Raw genomic sequence first — 19,675 nt, forward strand, 5'->3', positions numbered from 1 at the left:
GCGCTCAATATCAAACCCGGTAAGTTTCATGGCGATTGGAACTATACGCTTCTTCCTCGCTCTTAATCGGTAACTTAATTCTTGCCCATGCCTTAGTGCAGAATAAGAGGGCTTTCCGGCTAAAATCACCCTTCTGGATATTGTTCGAGGATCAGCTCTTCTACAATCGTGCCATTATGATACACAACGACAGTATTCTTTGTTCGCTGTGCTTGTTCTCGTGCACGTTTGGCAGCACGTCGGAGGGCAATAAGTGCGTTGGTGAGATCTGGGTCTCGTTTCTGCTGAGATGGGTGCTCAGTATTCATGTATTTGCCCTCTCTTCTAATAGTACCGGTTCAGGACCAGAATTGTCGAATACAGACCACTTGCTGACCAATGGTTTGTATACGTTGTCGAAATTTTTTAAGCCAGCATGAAAACGGCGACGGACAACATCGGCGGCGACATTATGACCACCTCCACGAACTCTTTGTCGAACCCGCGCGATCGCCATTTCCGGATTCGGTAACTGGAGAAAGAACAACTTCACAATGTATCCTAATTGTCGCCATTGTGGGATAAGTCGTGCATATCCTCGTCCGCTCAGTGTCGTCTCAAAGGCGAAACTGGTCCCGCGTCGCACGTACTCATGAATCTGTTGCATCATTATCCGCCCCGCACGCACAGCCGCGACCTCCGGTTGAAACGGACTCAAGCCCGCAGCAATCAAGTCGGCATTAACGAAGACCGGACAGTTCGCCTCATTCGGTAAAAACTCGCGCGCAAAAGTAGTCTTTCCGGCACCGTTCGGGCCTGCGATGACGAGGATTTTCTTCTCGTTACTCACATCATCTCCCTGTTCAGCAAGTACAGCCGCAAGTAGAATGGTGCAGTATGAATCCCGTCGGGAGCGTTTTCCTCCTACCCGTTCCCCTTCTGCCCTTTTTCAATCTTCGCCCAGGCGTCTTTGAGCGTCACGGTCCGATTGAAAACCAGGGTCCCGGGAGCTGAGTCTGGATCAACGCAAAAATATCCTTGTCGCTCAAACTGATAGCGATTGCCTGCTGCTGCTGAAGCGAGACTCGGTTCAACGCGACACGCATGAACAACTTCTAGTGAGTTGGGATTCAACACGGTCGTAACGTCGTCCACCGCGCCAGGGTCTGGAACGGTAAACAGGTGGTCATACAATCGAGCTTCTACCGGAATCGCTTGGGCCGCGGATACCCAATGAATCGTGGCTTTGACTTTACGGCTCTCGGCGCTGCCCCCACTCCGGGTTTCGGGATCGTAGGTGCAATGCAATTCCGTGATTTCTCCTTGGGCATTCTTCACCACCGACTCACACTTGATGATATAGGCATAGCGTAAGCGCACTTCCCGCCCAGGGGCGAGGCGGAAAAACTTCTTGGGTGGATCTTCCATGAAGTCATCCTGTTCAATGTATACCTCGCGCGAAAAGGGAATCTTGCGTGTCCCCGCACTGGAATCTTCAGGATTATTGACCGCGTTCAACTCTTCGACCTGTCCTTCTGGAAAGTTATCGATGAGGACTTTCAACGGCCGGAGAACCGCCATTGCACGTGGAGCACGCTTATTGAGATCCTCACGGATTTCATGCTCCAACATGGCAACCTCCACCGTACTGTTCCGCTTGGCCACACCAATGGTTTCACAAAAGCTGCGAATCGCTTCTGGTGTGTAGCCACGTCGCCGCAATCCCTGAATAGTCGGCATGCGCGGATCGTCCCATCCACGAACATGCTTATCTCGCACTAACTGTAAGAGCTTGCGTTTACTCATCATCGTGTAGGTGAGATTGAGGCGCGCAAATTCAATCTGCTGGGGACGATCAGGCGTGTGGAGTTCATCAAGAAACCAATCATACAGCGGGCGGTGGTCCTCAAACTCCAACGTGCAGATCGAATGCGTAATCCGTTCAATCGCGTCAGACACGCAGTGGGCATAGTCGTACATAGGATAGATGCACCACGTGTTACCAGTACGATGATGCTCAGCTTTGAGAATGCGATACATGACCGGATCGCGCATGTTGATGTTCGGCGACGTCATGTCGATTTTAGCGCGGAGGGTGTGCGTTCCTTCGGCAAACTCCCCTGCACGCATGCGAGTGAAAAGATCAAGGTTCTCCTCGACAGAGCGGTTGCGATACGGACTCACTTTTCCTGCTTCGGTCAACGTCCCACGATAGGCTCGCGTTTCTTCGGCGCTGAGACTATCAACGTAGGCCTTCCCTTCGGTAATCAGTTGTACTGCATACTGATAGAGCTGCTCAAAGTAGTCGGAGGCGTAGAACTTTTTGTCGTGCCAGTCAAAACCCAGCCAACGGACATCCGACTGAATCGAATCCACGTATTCGACATCCTCTTTGGTTGGATTGGTGTCATCAAACCGCAAGTGACATACACCATTGTTTTCCAAAGCGATACCGAAATTGAGGCAGATCGATTTGGCATGTCCAATATGCAAGTAGCCGTTTGGTTCTGGGGGGAAGCGCGTGACGACGCGTCCGCCGTGTTTGTTCGATTTGTTGTCGGCCGCAACGATCTCGCGAATGAAATCCAGTGAGCGGGGGACCTCCGTTGCTGCCTCTCGTTTCTCTACTTTTCCTTCACTCATTGCTATGTCTCCTAAGCCAGAGTGCGTGACATTCGTACATTGTACGACGAGAGCATCGAGCCATGTCATTCTGAGCGCGGCGAAGCGTCTCTTTGAGAGACCCTTCACTGTGTTCAGGGTGACAACTCCGGTGTGCCAATCTTATGCCGTCTGAATGAGAGTTGCTATCGGAGTGAGCGAGCCTACACAGTCGCCAGCCCCAATCGCTCACGTTGATATTGCCCGCTTTGTACGGACTCACACCAATCCCGATGATCAAGATACCAACGCACCGTGCGTCGCAATCCCGAGGCAAAATCATAGCGCGGTTTCCACCCCAACTCGCGACCGATCTTGCCCGCATCAATCGCATAGCGACGGTCGTGCCCTGGGCGATCGGGAACAAACGTCTTCAGCCTCGCATAGCTTCCGATCCCCTTTGCCCGCAGCGTTGCATTGTTCGCCGCAGGCAACTCTGCCTCTAGCGCAGTGCAAAGCGTATCAATGACCTCAAGGTTTGTACGCTCATTGTGCCCGCCGATATTATACTTCTCTCCGACTTGACCCTGTTGCAGCACCTGCAAAATACCCTCGCAGTGATCCTCGACATACAACCAGTCACGAACATTGCCTCCGTCACCATAGATGGGTAACGGTTTGCCCTCGATGGCATTCAGCAACATGAGCGGGATTAACTTTTCGGGAAACTGATACGGCCCGTAGTTATTGGAACAGTTAGTGATAAGAGCTGGCAACTTATAGGTCTCGTGATACGCCCGCACCAAGTGGTCGGCAGCCGCCTTCGACGCTGCGTATGGAGAGTTCGGCGCATACGGCGTTTCTTCCGCAAACAATCCTGTCGGGCCCAGCGTTCCGTAGACCTCGTCAGTCGAGACGTGCAGAAAGCGAAATCGCTCTCGGAGTGAGCCCTCTGCTTGCGCAAGGTAAGCGCGTGCAGCGTCAAGTAACTCGAATGTCCCATTGATGTTGGTGCTAATGAACACCCCAGGACCGTCAATCGAACGATCGACATGCGATTCCGCCGCAAAGTTCAATACCGCAGAAGGCCTATGCTCGCGATAGATCCGTTCCACTGCCACACGGTCAGCAATATCTTCCCGCACGAAAGTGAAACGCGCATGCTGCGCAACATCATCCAGCGTTCGCAGATTGCCAGCGTAAGTCAGTTTGTCGACCACAACGACCCGAGCCTCGGTCTTCGCCAGAGCGAGCCGGACGAAATTCGAGCCGATGAACCCCGCGCCACCCGTTACAATCATCGTCTCCATACATGATGTTCCTATCGTGCCAGAGTATAACTCCTTGTACGAGCACGGCAAAGCGCATAAGAAAAGAAGAGGGGTACCGTATTTCTCCAGGGATTGAGAACAGGGCATGAAATTTTCCGAACTAGTCGATCATGCACGTGCGTTTCTGCAAGAGAGGCAACGCGTCAGCTATCGAGCGTTGCAGCGCGAATTCGCCCTTGACGACGCCACCTTGGACGATCTGAAAGTCGAGCTGATCGAAGCGCTGCGTGTCGCGGCTGATGAGGACGGAAAAGTATTAACTTGGGTCGAGACTGGAGATGAAAGTGAAAAGGCAGTAGTTACTTCTCAGTTATCAGTAGTCAGTTCCCGCCCACCTCCTACTCTTCAGACTCCGAACTCCGAACTCCGAACTCCTCAGTCGGTAGACACCGGACTTCGGACGCCGGACACCGAACGATCTTCCACTGAACGGCGTCAACCTGCGGTCCGACGCACCTCGGTAGTTGGTCGTAATCGAGAACTCAAATTGCTGCGAGAGCGATGGGAGCAGGTGCAAAAGGGCCACGGACAGGGAGCACTCCTTACCGGTGAACCAGGGAGTGGAGCATCTCGCCTGGCGAAATCACTCACTGCCCAGGTGCTGCAAGATGGTGGCGCACGGCTAGAGTTTCGTTGTTCTCCTTACCATCGCAACACCGCCTTTTATCCGATCGTTGAATACTTCCAGAGAACACTACGTTTCCACCCGCAAGACTCACCACAAGAAAGGCTGCGCAAACTCTCTGAAGGAACGACAGGCCGGAAATTGTTGTCACAAGACGCGCTCCCCCTGTTGGCGTCATTGCTGTCGCTGCCTGCTCCGCCAAACTATCCGGTTGTTCCTCTCAGCGCTCAACGAAAGAAGGAAAAAATCCAGGAAACTGTTCTCACCTGGATCAAAGAAGAGATCGCCCCCGCCCCTGGCTGCTGTATTTGGGAAGATCTCCACTGGATCGACCCCTCGACACTCGACCTGCTGACCGTCCTGCTCACACAAGTGCCCTCGCTCCGGCTCTTGGTCCTCCTCACTGCTGATAACGAATTTACCGCGCCCTGGGGGCAACGAGCATTCCTCACCCACGTGCCCCTGCATCGCCTTGAACGCCCGCACGCAGAAGCGCTGGTAGCAAATATCAGTAAAGGCAGTATTCTTCCGGTCGAAGTACTTCAGCAAATTGTCGCCACCACCGCGGGACTGCCGTTGTTCGTGGAAGAGTTGACCAAATGTGTCCTCGAAACCGGAACGCAGCAGCAAGGCGCCGAGCGCGACGTGAGAGTCCGGCGGGCTGTACCGTTGCTGCAAACCCTGCCTGCCACTCTCGATGAGGTCCTGGCTCAACGGCTTGCGCGACTAGAACCGGCAGCACGTGAGCTCGTCCACATCGCTGCGACGCTGGGGCAGGAGTTCTCTTCTGATTTCATTCACGCGCTTGTCGGTGGACACGAACCGTCGTTACAACAAGAGTTACAACACCTCGTTGAAGCAGGGCTACTGTCCGAACGTGGCAAGCCGCCCTCCTCTACGTACGCTTTTGCTCATGCCTTGATTCAGAACGTTGCCTACCAGTCGGTCCCGAAAAACCAGCGACAGCAGTATCACCAACGGATCGCTGAAGTGTTCCAGGAACGTTTCCCTGCCGCCGTAGAAACACAACCGGAATTGCTTGCGTATCATTACACTGAGGCTGGGTTGACCGCCCTCGCGTTGCCCTATTGGCAGCACGCCGGTGAAGCAGCTATCCAATGTTCGGCCTACACCGAGGCAACGCATTGCTTCACGCAAGGATTAGCGTTGTTACAGACCCTCGCCGACTCCCCTGAGCGTGCCCAACAAGAAGTGTTCTTTCACAGTATGTTGGGTAACATCTTAATGGTCACCAAGGGAGTGGCGGCACCGGAAGTGGGGGCCGCGTTGACACGCGTACGTACCCTCAGCGAGCCCCTGGGAGATCCGGCGCAACTGTTTCCCGTGCTCGTGGCCTTGCGGACTCACTGGTACACCCGCGGAGAAGCACGTACAGCGCTGGCTGCGGCAAAACAGCTCCACCAGATTGCCGGGCAAACAGGAGATCGAGATTTCCTTATCCATGCCTCTACAGTACTGGGTATAAGTCACTTCATGTGTGGAACGTTGGCCCTCGCACGCGAGTACTGTGAACAAGCATTGACTTTGTACGACCCGCAACAACACCGCGGTCATGCACTACTATATGGATATGACTCGCGGGTGCTTGCACTGGCATTTTCCAGTCTCTCCTCGTGGCTCTTGGGTTACCCTGAGCAGGCCTTACAAAGAAGTCAGGAGGCAGTAGCTTATGCACGGACACTCTCTCACCCGCATAGCCTGATCTGCGCGTACACGTTCTCTAGTTGGTTCCATCTGTTTCGTCAGGAAGAAGCACAGGCAGTAGAGTATCTCGCTGAGACCTTGAGTCTGTGTGCAGAATACAAAGTGCCCGTTTTCCTGACCTTGAACACAATCATCCAAGGGCGAGTATTGATGCAGCAGGGAAATCCCGAGGAAGGGCTGGGAAAAATCCAAGAAGCCTTGACCATTGCCGACGCTATCGATGCGCACGTATTTCGCTCGGAAGTTCTCGCTTGTCAGGCAGCGGTCTACAGCACGCGCGGACAGATCGAGGACGGGCTGCCCCTCCTCACACAAGCTCTAGAGTTCGTGGAACAGAGTGGGGAGCGTTACTATGAGGCAGAGCTGTATCGGCTACGCGGCGAGCTTACGCTTCAGCAATTAAAAATTAAAAATGAAGAATTAAAAATTACCGAAGCGGTCCCTCCTAACACCCAGCACCCAGTACCTAGCACCCAGACAGAAATGGAGCAGGAAGCCGAGAAGTGCTTTCGCAAAGCCCTCGACATCGCACGGAAGCAACAAGCCAAATCCCTGGAACTGCGCGCGGCGATAAGCCTCGCCCGCTTGTGGAAGAGTCAGGAGAAGCAACACGCTGTACGCGCCACGTTGCCCGAAGTGTACAACTGGTTTGCCTCAGGATTCGAGACCAAAGACTTACAAGAGGCAAAGGCGTTACTGGAGGAATTGGAAGATTGAGTCATCGAGCCATTAAAGAAGTTAACCCATGATGTCTTCAATGACCCGATCTTTCGATGCCCCAATGACTCAATACGCCACCTTCCCCTCTTGTCGGCCTGCACGACGACCAGATAATAGCTAAATGTCACTTTTATAGAGGAGTGTTTATGTCGCACAATCTTTTCAACTCATTACAGACTTTCCCTTTGAGCGGTGGTCGTAGTGGCAAGTTCTATTCGCTACCACAACTGGAAAAAGAAGGTGTCGCGCCTATCTCACAATTGCCGGTGAGTATTCGTATCGTGCTTGAATCCGTCCTGCGTAATTGCGACGGCAAGAAGATCACCGAAGAGGATGTTCGCACCTTAGCCAAATGGCAACCAAATGCCGAGCGAACCGAGGAAATTCCGTTCGTGGTCGCGCGTATTATCTTGCAAGATTTTACTGGCGTGCCGTTGCTGGTTGATCTCGCCGCTATGCGCTCAACTGTTGCGCGCTTGGGCAAGAACCCACAAGTGATCGAACCATTAGTTCCGGTGGATCTGGTCGTTGATCACTCGGTGCAAGTCGATGTGTCTGGCACGAGTGATGCCTATCGCAAGAACATGGAGATTGAATTCCAGCGGAACTCTGAACGCTATCAGTTCCTCAAATGGGGCATGCAAGCGTTTAAGACCTTTAAGGTCGTGCCGCCGGGAATCGGCATTGTCCATCAAGTCAACCTCGAATATCTGGCACGTGGCGTGTTGGAGAAAGACGATGTCTATTATCCCGACACGCTGGTTGGCACCGACTCGCACACCACCATGATTAACGGCCTTGGCATTGTCGGTTGGGGCGTCGGTGGTATCGAAGCCGAAGCCGGCATGCTTGGTCAGCCGGTCTATTTCCTCACGCCCGATGTCGTTGGAGTCAATTTAACTGGTTCGCTACGGGAAGGTGTCACTGCTACAGACCTCGTGCTCCATCTCACTCAGTTACTACGCAAAGCCAACGTCGTCGGCAAGTTTGTTGAATATTACGGCGAGGGAGCGACTTCACTGCCACTCACAGACCGAGCGACGATCGCCAACATGGCACCTGAATATGGCGCAACCATGGGATTTTTCCCGGTCGATGAGGAGACTTGCAAATACCTCAGTGCCACTGGCCGGACAGATGAGCAAGTCGAAACCTTCCGCAATTACTTCAAAGCGCAAGGTATGTTCGGTATCCCCAAGAAAGGTCAGTGCAAATACAGTCAAGAGCTTGAGCTGAACCTGGCCGAGGTGCAGCCTAATGTCGCTGGACCAAAACGGCCACAAGATCGCATTGCCTTGTCTAACCTCAAGAGTACGTTCACTGAGCTCTATAGCAAACCGATCAAAGATAACGGCTACGCCAAAGATGCCGCGACAATGGGCCAGCGCTTTGCTGTCGCTAACGGCTCCAACCTGGGAGAGATTGGCCACGGTGATGTGCTGATTGCAGCGATCACCTCGTGCACCAACACCTCCAATCCTAGTGTCATGTTAGCTGCCGGTCTGTTAGCAAAGAAAGCCGTCGAAAAAGGTCTAATCGTTAAACCAACCGTGAAGACCTCCCTTGGTCCTGGATCACGAGTTGTGACCGAGTATCTCCAAAAGACCGGCCTGCAGCCGTACCTCGATCAAGTCGGGTTCAACCTTGTCGGTTATGGCTGCACAACCTGTATTGGCAACTCTGGACCGCTGGATGCGCGGATTGAAGATGTCGTCGTGAAGAATGATCTGGTTGGTGCATCGGTGCTGAGTGGGAACCGCAACTTCGAGGCCCGTGTTCATCAAAACATCAAGGCTAATTTCTTGATGAGCCCGCCGTTGGTGGTTGCGTTTGCGCTTGCTGGTCGTGTGAATATCGACCTCAGCAAAGAACCACTTGGCAAAGGCAAAGACGGCAAAGATGTGTTCCTTAAGGACATCTGGCCGAGTCTGAAAGAAGTCAGTGACCTCATGTCTGCGGCACTTGATCCTGCAACCTATCGTCGTTTGTATGCCGACTTCACCGCTGAGAATCCCTTGTGGAACAACATTCCCAGCACAACCGGTGCGGTCTACCAGTGGGACACGTCGTCAACCTACATCCAAGAGCCGCCGTTCTTTACTGATTTCTCCGGCAAGCCTGGGAAGATTGCTGACATCAATGGTGCTCGCCCTCTGGCGATCCTGGGCGACTCTGTCACCACCGATCACATCAGTCCGGCTGGTTCAATTAAAAAGACCGGTCCGGCTGGACAATATCTGATTGCCAACAAGGTCACAGTTGAGGATTTCAACAGCTACGGCGCACGACGTGGTAACGACCGCGTGATGACGCGCGGGACTTTCGCGAACACGCAGATCAAAAATCAGATGGTTCCCGGTGTCGTTGGTGGCGAGACCAAATATCAACCCAGCGGCGAACAGATGAGCATGTACGATGCTGCGGTGAAGTACCAAGCTGCCAAAGTGCCGCTGGTCGTCTTTGCTGGCCAAGAATATGGTACCGGCAGTTCGCGGGACTGGGCCGCCAAAGGCACGAAACTCTTAGGCGTTGGTGCAGTGGTAGCCCAAAGTTTCGAGCGCATTCACCGCAGTAACCTCGTTGGTATGGGCGTACTGCCGTGTCAGTTCAAAGACGGCACCAATGCCCAGACACTCAAACTCGATGGTACTGAGACCTTCGATCTCATTGGTCTCTCAGACAACATCAAGCCACGGCAAGATCTCACACTCGTGATCCATCGTGCCAATGGCTCCACCGAGAAAGTGCCTGTCACTTTGCGTATCGATACACCAATTGAGATTGAGTACTACCGCCATGGCGGCATTCTGCCGTATGTGTTGGGACAGTTGATTGCGTAACCGCTGAGAAAGCATCGGAGAACCGGAGAATCGGAGAATCGGAGAATCGGAGAATCGGGGAAGAAGACTGGTGGGGCGGTCACCGGTTCTCCCCGTCTCCGTTTCTCCGACTCGGTTCTCGGCCACCTTCATGCTCCCTTTCCTATAGAGCGCCCGCTATTGCGCTTTTACCTCGTGGCTCGGTATGATCGCCAGCCACTTATGTTTTTCCACATCTGCGCTTTGCTTCTCACTCTCTCGGTGATTCCTGGCTCTCCCGTTTATGCAGATTTAATGGACGACTACTTATCACTGCCTGGGTCCTATCGCTTTGTCCGTCGAGCTCCCGAAGGGGCAACGGAGAATCGAGTGCTGGTCACCGTCTTTGAAGATTTCCTCTGCCCTTCCTGCTATCACATGGTGACAGAACTCCTGCCTAAGATACAAAAGAAATATCAGGATCGACTTGCGGTCCAATTCTTCGCCTACCCGTTGGTGCATGCAGAATCGATCTTACCAGCCCGTGCCCATGCTATCGCACAAACGATGGGTCTTGGCGAACAGATGCAACAAGCCCTGTTCCGCGCTCATTTCGAGGAACAGATCGATACGACGAACCGCAGCGGTCTCGCCCGGGTCGCACACAGTATCGGTCTGGATCCGGACCTCTTGTTATCGCGATTAGACAAAGGGGAAGGGAAAGCCGAAATCGAGAAAAACCTGACGCTTGGTCAAACGTACCGCCTTGATGCTGTGCCGAGCTTGGTCTTCGATGGTTGGATCATGGCCAAAGATCTCACACAAGAGAATCTAGAAAAGATTATCGATGGGCTGTTAGCCCGCAAGGGTGGGGCAGCGAAAAAAGGCCCAAAGACGGGACAATCGAAAAAAAAATAGAGGATGGAATCTATGAGTGAAGCGGATAAGGGCGCTCTGTACGCTCTCGGGAAAAAAATTATCGAAAAACGCATGCCGATCCTGATCGCAGTAAGCCTTGTGACCCTTATCTTTGCGCTCTTCGCCCTGCGGCTCGACATGGTCACGCGCTTTGACGAGTTGCTGCCACAAAATCATCCCTTCATCAAAGTTCACAATCAGTATGCTCCCATGTTTGGCGGAGCGAATACCGTTCGCATCATGATCGAAGTCAAAGAGGGCACGATCTTCACTAAAGAAACCCTCGGCAAAATCTTCGACATGACGCAGCGCCTTGATAGAGTCTATGGCGTCAATCATGAACTGATCAACTCCCTTGCCCATCGTACCAATCGCCGGGTTCGCACGCTTGCGGGTGGAATGACCGCCACTGAACCAGTCATGGGCAAAGCCCCAACGACAGATAAAGAGGTCGAACTCGTCCGCCAGATCGTTTTGACCTCACGGAATCTCTACGGCGTGTTGGTATCGCTTGACGAAAAAGCCGCCCTTATTCAGGGCACTTTCATCGAAGGACGCCTGGACCATCGTCGCATGTTTGACGAGATCGGTCGCTCGGTCGTCGAGCCATTTGTCGACGCCAACACGCAAATTCATGTTGCTGGTGAACCGTGGCTCTACGGCTGGGTGTATTATTACGCACGCGAAGTTTTTCTCATCTTTCTTACCACGACCGTGCTCATGTGGGTTTTCTTGTACTGGTATTTCCGCGACATTCGTGGCGCCTTACGTCCCACGATTACAGGGGTGATTTCGGCGATCTGGGGGCTGGGATTCATAAAGATGATTGGCTTTAGTCTCGACCCCCTTACCCTGGTTATTCCGTTCTTCATCACTGCTCGTGCGGTGAGCCACTCCGTACAGATGCATGATCGGTATTACGAAGAATACAAAAAAGCCAACTGGCAGAAAGAGCCGGCCATTATCGCGTCTTTCGCAGAACTGTTTACACCGACCTTGTCGGGTATTCTGACTGATGCGCTGGGGTTGCTTGTGATCCTCCTGGTTCCGATCGTCCTCCTGCAAAAGTTAGCCATCAGTGCTGCGGTATGGATTCTCGCCATCACCGTCAGCGAGTTACTGCTCAATCCGATTGTCTATTACTATCTTCGTGAACCAGACATTCGGGTTATCGAAGCCCGTGAGCAAGGGGCGTTCAAACGTATCGTCTATGCTGCAACCGATGCCATCCTTTCCCCTGCTGGAAAAATGGTAACACTCGTCGTGTGGATTGGTCTGGTCGGCGTCAGCGCATATTTCTGGCAGAATCTTGTCATTGGCGATCCCACCTCCGCTTCACCACTTTTGCACCGCGATGCGCCGTACAACGCTGCCTATGCACAGATTCAGGAGACATTTGGTGGGGTCGAAGAACTAATCGTCGTCCTTGAACGCAAAAGCGAAAAGGACTCAGTTGCCGCGCCAGCGGTACTGCCAGCCATCGAAAAGTTCCAACGGTATATGGAGCAAGACCCTGCAGTCGGTGTGAGTTTCTCCTTCGTCGACATTCTCACCACGGTCAGTGCGGCACTAGCTGAAGGTGAACCGAAATGGGAAGTCCTCCCGCGAACGAACGCACAAATCCAGACGATTTTTGGTGCGTACCTCGCTGGCACGTCATATCAGGATAGTAACCGCTATATCGAATTCAAGAAGAATAATTTTGTCTCCGCCCCGATTCGCTTTTTTCTCACTGATCACAAAGGTGAAACGATTCGTCGCGTCATTAAGCGCGCGCAAGATTTCTCTGCTCAACCGCCAGGCGCGCAATTCGTCCTGGCCGGGGGAATCATTGGCACCCTGGCAGCAGCAAACCAAGAGTTATTGAGAAATGACATTCTCGTTAATGTACTAGGGTTTGGCACCATTTTCGTCGTTCTCGCTTTTACCTACCGCTCGATCATGGCAGGCCTCTACATGCTCATTCCGCTGTTGGTCGCTAATGCCGTTGTCAATGCCTACATGGGAGCACGTGATATTGGCATTAATATCAACACCTTACCTGTCGTCACAGTAGGCGTTGGTTTCGGTATCGATTACGGGCTCTATATCGTCAGTCGGATTATCGAAGAGTACCGTACAGGCTTGTCGTTACCAGAATCGATACGAGAAGCGGTTGCCACGTCAGGGAAATCGGTCGCATTTACGGCAATTACAATGATCATCGGAACCCTGTTGTGGACATTTTCGAGCATTCGCTTCAATTCCGAGATGGGACTACTGTTAGCGCTATGGGTGGGGATTAGCTTCTTGGCAACCGTCACTCTTCTGCCTGTTCTTATCGCCTTGCTGAAGCCTCGCTTCGTCCTGCGCACCAGACCAAGCAATTGATCTTTTTTGATAACCTGACGTATGAGGGCTGTTGGGAAACTGTTTTCGTCTTTTTCAGGTTATTAAGAGAAGAGAGATAAAAAACTCTTATTCTCAGTTGTAAGGGAAAGGGGGAACATCGTAAGAGGGCAAGGAGAGGTCGAACCCTGAAGAGGAAATAATCTTGCTCAGGTATGGGTTCACAAGTGTTTACGTGAGTCATTTTATTTCGTGGCCCCTTATAACCATAAACGCCCGAAAGGAGGGCACATTATGAAGTTACGTCGTTGGTTGAACGTTGCCGGTGCAACGCTCGTCGCAAGTGCACTGGGTCTCTCGTCGACCGTGCTCGCTGACGTCAAAGCTGGTGACACCGTTACCAAAGAAAACATGGCACAAGCGGAAGATCTGCTTACCCCGGCCATGAAGTGGTATGTCGGACATGGCATGCCGATGAAGATCATCGACTACAAGAAGATTGAATGGCCAAAAGCTTACAAAGAAGCAACCGAAAAGTATTCTGGTCAAGTGAAGCTCTCTCCAGATGGCCGCGACATGTTTAACTATGTTGCCGGCGCCCCATTCCCGAAGATTGAAGCCAGTGACCCTCTCGTTGGTTTCAAAATCATGTGGAACCAAGAGCAGAAGCCAGCCTATACCGATAACGTCGGTACAGAATGGATCGTGGAACTCATCAACAGCAAAGGCGAAATGGAACGGCGCTATTCTTCGGGTTTCTGGCGTCGCATGATGTGGACAGGCCGCCTCTATCAAGATCCAAAGCCGGTCGTGCCGCACAACCCGCCGATGCGTTACACTGAGCAGTTTGGCCCACTCTTCGAACCAAGCGACTTGAAAGGCGCTGGGACACTGAGTAACCGCTACATGGCAGCCGACATGCCAGACGATTCCTACATGTACCTCCCTGAACTCCGTCGCGTTCGCCGTATTAGCGTTTCGAACCGTTCTGACGCGTTCTGGGGAACGGACTATGACCTCGACGCACTGTGGGGTTTCAACTCCAAGGTGTCGTTCTGGACATTCCGTCTCTTGGCTGAAAAAGAGATCCTCGCCCCCATGCACGCTGGTGGTTATGGAAAGCGTATTGCTTGTGAACCCTCAGATGGTACCAAGGGCGTCCGTGCCTTCTCGCCTTGCGGCATCAACTGGGAAAAACGGCCAGTGTGGGTCATCGAAGGCCTCCCGACCGCGTACAGCCAATATGCGTTCTCGAAGCGCATTATGTACATCGACAAAGACACCCTGGGCGTGATCTTCATGGAAGCCTATGACCAAGGTGGTGAGCTGTGGCGCTTGTTCTTCAACATGTTTGATTACAACAAGAAGCCCTATGACGGCTATCCAGCTCGTCCCCTCCAAGGTGGTAAGTATAACTACGAAGATGAGTGGGCGTTCGATCCTCATGGAATGACCGCCGATCTCCAGACTGCACACGGCAGCCCGTGGGATGCTCCCTCTGGTTATAGCAAGCCGGCTGACTGGGTGAACGAATGGTATTTCAATGAAAACGTGCCGATCAACACGCCAGAAGCCTTCTCGATCAACTATCTGATCCAGAGCGCTCGCTAGGCTGAAAAGCAACCAGCAGCACGCTTCATCACGTGCTGCTGGTTCTTCCTTACTCACCTCCCCACATCTCCTCACCTTTTGACAACACAATGCAAATTGCGCCGCTTTCCCCTCAAATTTTTTTCTGCTAGTTAATGCCCACGCAAATTTGTCCGTAGAAAGGAAAGAAGGGGAACAATGGCAAATACAGTCAATAAAGCACCGGAAGATAATTCAGTAGAAAAAGCCGTATGGAGCTATGTCGGAACAGGAGTGCTGTGGATCTCTCTTCTGTTGACAGGAATTGCTTTTGAACGTCTTGGTATTTCCTCAAATATACTGACCAGTATCCTCCCCGGAGAAGTGAACACCCTCCGCACCCAAGTCGAAGAACAAACCCGGAATATAGGAAGCCTCAAACTCGAGCGCGATAACCTATTGCAGTTGGAAGGTTCACTTCGTACAGAGATTAGTAAGCTGAAACAACAGATATCTTCAGCTCCTGCCGCTACCCCAGCACCATAAGACACATAAAGATCCTCTTATGATCGAAGTAAAAAATGTGACGAAATACTATGGCCAGGTTTGCGCCCTCAATAACGTCTCATTCGACGTGAAAAAAGGTGAGATCGTTGGCCTTCTGGGTCCCAATGGCTCAGGAAAAACGACCCTGATGCGGATTCTGACTGGGTTTTTTCCTCCTACCGAAGGCAAGGTGAGCGTTGCGGGTATCGACGTTGAAATGGATTCGTTAGGAGCACGCAGCCGCCTGGGCTACTTGCCGGAAAGTGTCGTGCTCTATCCTGACATGACCGTGCGATCGTTCCTCAACTTCTGTGTTCGGGTCAAAGGAAATTCTGCCGAAATGCGGCAAAGCCAAGTCGATCGTGTCCTGCAGCAGTGCTCGCTCGAACACATGGCCCATCGTCACATTGGTACGCTTTCCAAAGGATATCGACAACGTGTCGGGCTCGCCCAGGCGCTCCTATGCGATCCTGAAGTGCTGATTTTGGATGAGCCCACCGTTGGTCTCGATCCCAATCAAGTCATCGAAATGCGCGACTTGATCTCTGGCATGGCAGGCAAAAGGACAATTTTGCTGTCGAGCCATATCCTTCATGAAGTTGGCCTCACCTGCCAACGCGTAGTTATTATCGATAAAGGCAACATTATTGCGGAAGACACCGCCGCCGGACTCAGCGATCGTATCCAGGGAGCAACGCGCACGAATATCCGAGTTGCAGGGCCACAGGCAGAAATTATCAGCGCCCTTCGCGCACTTCCCGGCGTGAAAGACGTCATCGAACAGGAATCGACAGAAAAGGGTCAGGAGGGACACAGCTTCATTGTCACTTCACCTGATCGCACCACGACTCGCGAGATTGCTCAGGCAATTGTAACTCGCGGTTGGGCTTTGTACGAAATGACGCCGATGACGCTCGGCCTTGAAGAGCTGTTTGTCCGCCTGACCGCCCCAACCGACCAGCGCAAAGAGGCAGCATAAGACAGTTGTCAGTGATCAGTTGTCAGTAGTAAAGAGCCTGAAGATCGTAGGCTTCAGGCTGTAGGGAACAAAAGGACTGCGCTTTCTGGTTCTCTTCTATGACTGATCACTGAATACTGAGAATACGGATAACTAACTAAAATTTCCCCGAGGTATCCTATGTCCCAAGCTAGCGGCAGATCGCTCACGAATTTCTGGGCGGTGGTGATCAAGGAACTCCGTTCCTATTTTCTCTCGCCGTTTATCTATCTGATCACTGCCGTGTTCCTGCTCCTCAGTGGCTATTATTTTTACACCGACCTCATTTTCTACGTGCAGTTCGGGTTTGGCATGAACATCATGGGCAGCTTTTGGCAGTTGTTCTTCACCGATCTGCGCTTAGTGGTCTTGTTGACGATCCCATTCCTCACTATCCGTTTGTTCACTGAAGAGAAACGACTTGGAACGATAGAACTGCTCCTGACCTACCCTATGCGTGATAGTGAACTCTTCTGGGGCAAATTCGTCGCCTGTAGCATTGCCACGCTGTTCATTCTGTCTTTTACGATCATTTATCCGATTCTGCTCTACACCATCCAGCCCTTTGATTGGACGATCACCATTGCTGGGTATACAGGACTGGTCCTGATTTCTCTGGCTTTCATCGCTTGTGGGCTGTTCATTTCTTCACTGACGGACAATCTCGGGGTTGCTGGTCTCTCAGCGCTGGGCTTGTCATTACTGTTCTGGATTCTCAGTTGGAACGACGGGGCCATGAACCAAGGCGTGCTCCGCTGGCTCGCCGAAGTCTCGATGGTCACCCATTTTCAGAGTTTTGCCCAAGGTTTCATTGACTCCAAAGAAATTACCTTTTTCATCGTCTTCGTGCTCTTCTTTAGCTTCCTCACACTGCGTTCGCTCGAAGCGCGACAATGGAGGGGACGGAAGTGAGTACTAATCTCCGGAACATTATAAAGTTGATCGTTGGCACGTTTGGCTGTTTTGCCCTGCTGCTCGCGGCGCAGGCGATTCTCGACAATCATAACCACCGTATTGATCTTACACCCGAGAAACGCTTCACTCTGTCGCCGCGCACCGAACAGATTGTGAAAAATCTCACCAAAGACGTGCACGCCTTTGCCTTTATCAATAGTGACCGGCCCGAGAACTTTTTCGTCGAAGACATGCTGTGGCGAATGGGGAATCTGTCGAAGCACCTGCACTACACGATCGTCGACATGAACCGGAACCCAGCCCTGGCCCGCCAATACCACGCGCAACAGTATGGCACGCTAGTGTTCGAGTCAGAGAACCAACAGAAAGGCGTATTGCTCTCGAGTGGCGAAAGCGCCGTCGCCTCAACGTTGCTGCAAGTCACGCGCAATAAAGAAAAGATGATTTATTTTCTCACCGGGCACGGTGAAAATAGCTTATCCGATGAGTCGCCCCACGGCGGCTACTCCAAACTGCGGGGCGCGATTTTTGACGAGACCTATCAGGAGCGACCCCTTTCACTTGGGAACAGCGAGGGCAATGTGCCCGCCGATGCTGATGTCGTTATTATTCTCGGCCCCAAGGGACCATTTCTGCCGGAGGAATTCGCTGCGCTTGATGCGTACATACAACGCGGTGGATCACTCTTCGTGCTATTCGATGTCCACGGTTCACCGTCGATAATTCCATTCCTGGAAAAATACAATGTCCATCTTATGGATGCCGTGGCGGTCGACCCAGCCAAACGGCTCTACGCTGGGGAAGTGATCACCTATCGTGTATCCGCAACTGCCAAGACCCACCCCATGCTGTTGTCGGTCAATGCGCCGCCGATCTTTTCCCTCGCTCGTGTCGTTGAAGTGCGCGAAGATCAAGCAAAGGGCATTGTTGCACGCCCTATTCTTGCGACTTCAGGCAATGGGTTCGCAACCGCGTTTAGTCATATCGGTAAGGACGGCACTGCAACCTATGCGCCTGAACGCGATATCTCTGGCCCTGTCCCGATCGCAGGAGAAGTTGCCATCAGAAACGGCGAGAAAGTGGGACGTATTGCTGTCTTTGGCGACGCCGACATGCTCAACAATAGTTTGCTCGATCAAGGTGGCAATCGCGATCTGTTTGTCAACGCCATCAATTGGCTGGCCAACGATCAAGAGATTCTTGGCGAGCGACCTTCACGCCAGACCGCAGGACAAACAACGTTCATCATGACCGAAAGAGAAGGACGGTGGCTGTTGACGATGAGCACCGTTGTGCTCCCTGGCTTGTTCTTTCTCACTGGAATCGCAGTCTTCTTTTGGCGGAGGCAACACGGATGAGCTGGACGAAAATCGGCTTGTACTATGCGCTGGCAACAGTGCTGGGAACCTATTTTTTCCTCGTTGAATGGAAACCAAACAAGAGGCCAGGGCTCGTTGACCCCACGGCCCCGGTTGTGATCCAGCAAAGCTATTTTCTGCCAGGTGCTCGTGAGGACATTCAAGAGGTCACCCTCAAACGGGACAATGTCTCTATCGTCTGTCGTCGTGACGGTGAACGCTGGACGGTCGTTGAGCCGACAGGGTTGAATGTCTCCTCTGACTTGGTCACTTCTTTTGTTGAGAACTTAACCCCGACCAAAGAGGTGACGATCATCGATAAAGAACCGAAGGATGTCAAAGCCTATGGTCTTGACCGCCCAACGACAACAGTAGTAGTCAAGGACAAAGCAGGCAAAGAAATCGCCACGGTTTCCCTCGGTGGTTTGAACCCGACATCGTCAGCCGTATACGCAAGGAAAGATCCGTCTCCACAAATCTACCTCCTCGGCCAGAGTGTCAGTTACTATGCGCAACTCGTCTTTGAGAAGGTCGGAAACGAGAAAAAATCATAGACGGCTTTTCATTCCTTGCTCGAGAAACTCAGCATGACAGTAACGTCGTCACCTCGCCCGTTGTTTTTTCTCTGCCTTACCCTCTCCTGTGCATTGCTCTTCGGCTGCCCCCGCCCACAAGAGCCTGATATCAGAGCGGACCTGACAACCTACCTGGACGAGGCACGATCATGGACCGCAACAGAAGCGCAGATCAGTAATGCTATTGTCTCGGTTCGGCAAGAGCAGTTTGTGAATGATGCGTTTACCATCCAGACGTTGAAGCCAATTGTTAATGTCGCTCAAGAATACGTGCAGCGACTGGAAAAATATCATCCCCAAGCCGCACCGTTACAAAACGTTCATCAGGAATACATTGAGGCCTGGCGATCCTATCATCTCGCGATCGCAGGAATTATTGATTGCGTAGAAAAGAAAGATTACGTCCAACTCGCCAAAGCCAATACCGACTTGCTTGAAGCGCAGCGCTCGGTGGCTGACGCATTGAGTGACCTTGATGGCCTCTTACGAAGAGCAGGGCTACGGGCAGCCACGGAGAGTCCAACCCGCCCCCAATCACCCTCTCCTCAAGCATCTCCTCAGTAAAGACGAAAAAGTCATGCGTTCTTCAGCTAAGGCATGGGCAAGAATTAAGTTACCGATTAAGAGCGAGGAAGAAGCGTATAGTTCCAATCGCCATGAAACTTACCGGGTTTGATATTGAGCGCTTGA

15 protein-coding genes are annotated in these 19,675 nt (G+C 52.3%); 11 read left to right on the forward strand and 4 right to left on the reverse strand.

Annotation, left to right across the window (positions count from 1 at the left end; all coding sequences use genetic code 11):
- Positions 1 to 125 precede the first annotated feature (125 nt).
- The 4 genes from FJ147_19250 to rfbB form a co-directional block, all read right to left on the reverse strand.
- The gene (locus FJ147_19250; protein ID MBM4258016.1) at positions 126 to 308 is read right to left on the reverse strand and encodes a hypothetical protein; all 183 of its coding nucleotides are present in this window, start codon (positions 306 to 308) and stop codon (positions 126 to 128) included.
- Positions 305 to 829: a Zeta toxin family protein gene (locus FJ147_19255; GenBank protein MBM4258017.1), complete on the reverse strand. Its 525-nt coding sequence runs from the start codon at positions 827 to 829 to the stop codon at positions 305 to 307. The genes FJ147_19250 and FJ147_19255 overlap by 4 nt, the downstream gene beginning before the upstream one ends.
- Positions 830 to 903: 74 nt before the next feature.
- Positions 904 to 2,622, reverse strand: a complete 1,719-nt coding sequence (locus FJ147_19260; GenBank protein ID MBM4258018.1) for a glutamine--tRNA ligase/YqeY domain fusion protein — start codon at positions 2,620 to 2,622, stop codon at positions 904 to 906.
- A 182-nt stretch (positions 2,623 to 2,804) separates the two neighbouring features.
- Positions 2,805 to 3,890, reverse strand: a complete 1,086-nt coding sequence (gene rfbB, locus FJ147_19265) for a dTDP-glucose 4,6-dehydratase (GenBank protein MBM4258019.1) — start codon at positions 3,888 to 3,890, stop codon at positions 2,805 to 2,807.
- Positions 3,891 to 3,996: 106 nt separating this feature from the next.
- Here rfbB and FJ147_19270 point away from each other — a divergent pair, with 106 nt between their 5' ends.
- The 11 genes from FJ147_19270 to FJ147_19320 all read left to right on the forward strand — a co-directional run bounded on the left by FJ147_19270 (position 3,997) and on the right by FJ147_19320 (position 19,549).
- Positions 3,997 to 6,978, forward strand: a complete 2,982-nt coding sequence (locus FJ147_19270) for a hypothetical protein (GenBank protein MBM4258020.1) — start codon at positions 3,997 to 3,999, stop codon at positions 6,976 to 6,978.
- A 149-nt stretch (positions 6,979 to 7,127) separates the two neighbouring features.
- Positions 7,128 to 9,821 carry an aconitate hydratase AcnA gene (gene acnA, locus FJ147_19275; protein ID MBM4258021.1) on the forward strand — a complete coding sequence of 898 codons (2,694 nt, stop codon included), beginning with the start codon at positions 7,128 to 7,130 and terminating at the stop codon, positions 9,819 to 9,821.
- A gap of 159 nt (positions 9,822 to 9,980) precedes the next feature.
- A complete protein-coding gene (locus tag FJ147_19280) occupies positions 9,981 to 10,697 on the forward strand; it encodes a hypothetical protein (GenBank protein MBM4258022.1) in 717 nt (238 codons plus the stop codon).
- Between the two features lie 3 nt (positions 10,698 to 10,700).
- Positions 10,701 to 13,067 carry a hypothetical protein gene (locus FJ147_19285; GenBank protein ID MBM4258023.1) on the forward strand — a complete coding sequence of 789 codons (2,367 nt, stop codon included), beginning with the start codon at positions 10,701 to 10,703 and terminating at the stop codon, positions 13,065 to 13,067.
- Positions 13,068 to 13,319: 252 nt separating this feature from the next.
- A complete protein-coding gene (locus tag FJ147_19290) occupies positions 13,320 to 14,636 on the forward strand; it encodes a DUF1329 domain-containing protein (protein ID MBM4258024.1) in 1,317 nt (438 codons plus the stop codon).
- 177 nt (positions 14,637 to 14,813) lie between these two features.
- Entirely contained in the window at positions 14,814 to 15,140 is a 327-nt protein-coding gene (locus tag FJ147_19295) for a hypothetical protein (protein MBM4258025.1), read from the forward strand.
- Positions 15,141 to 15,159: 19 nt separating this feature from the next.
- A complete protein-coding gene (locus tag FJ147_19300; protein MBM4258026.1) occupies positions 15,160 to 16,119 on the forward strand; it encodes an ABC transporter ATP-binding protein in 960 nt (319 codons plus the stop codon).
- 159 nt (positions 16,120 to 16,278) lie between these two features.
- Positions 16,279 to 17,049 (forward strand): hypothetical protein, encoded by a 771-nt coding sequence (locus tag FJ147_19305; protein ID MBM4258027.1) that lies wholly within the window; start codon positions 16,279 to 16,281, stop codon positions 17,047 to 17,049.
- Entirely contained in the window at positions 17,031 to 18,410 is a 1,380-nt protein-coding gene (locus FJ147_19310) for a hypothetical protein (protein MBM4258028.1), read from the forward strand. The genes FJ147_19305 and FJ147_19310 overlap by 19 nt, the downstream gene beginning before the upstream one ends.
- A complete protein-coding gene (locus FJ147_19315) occupies positions 18,407 to 18,964 on the forward strand; it encodes a DUF4340 domain-containing protein (GenBank protein ID MBM4258029.1) in 558 nt (185 codons plus the stop codon). Before FJ147_19310 ends, FJ147_19315 begins: the two co-directional genes overlap by 4 nt.
- A gap of 33 nt (positions 18,965 to 18,997) precedes the next feature.
- On the forward strand, positions 18,998 to 19,549 hold the full coding sequence (locus FJ147_19320) for a hypothetical protein (GenBank protein MBM4258030.1): 552 nt from the start codon (positions 18,998 to 19,000) through the stop codon (positions 19,547 to 19,549).
- Positions 19,550 to 19,675: the final 126 nt, after the last annotated feature.

It is taken from the genome of Deltaproteobacteria bacterium, assembly GCA_016874775.1.
Taxonomy (GTDB): Bacteria; Desulfobacterota; Binatia; order Bin18; family Bin18; genus VGTJ01.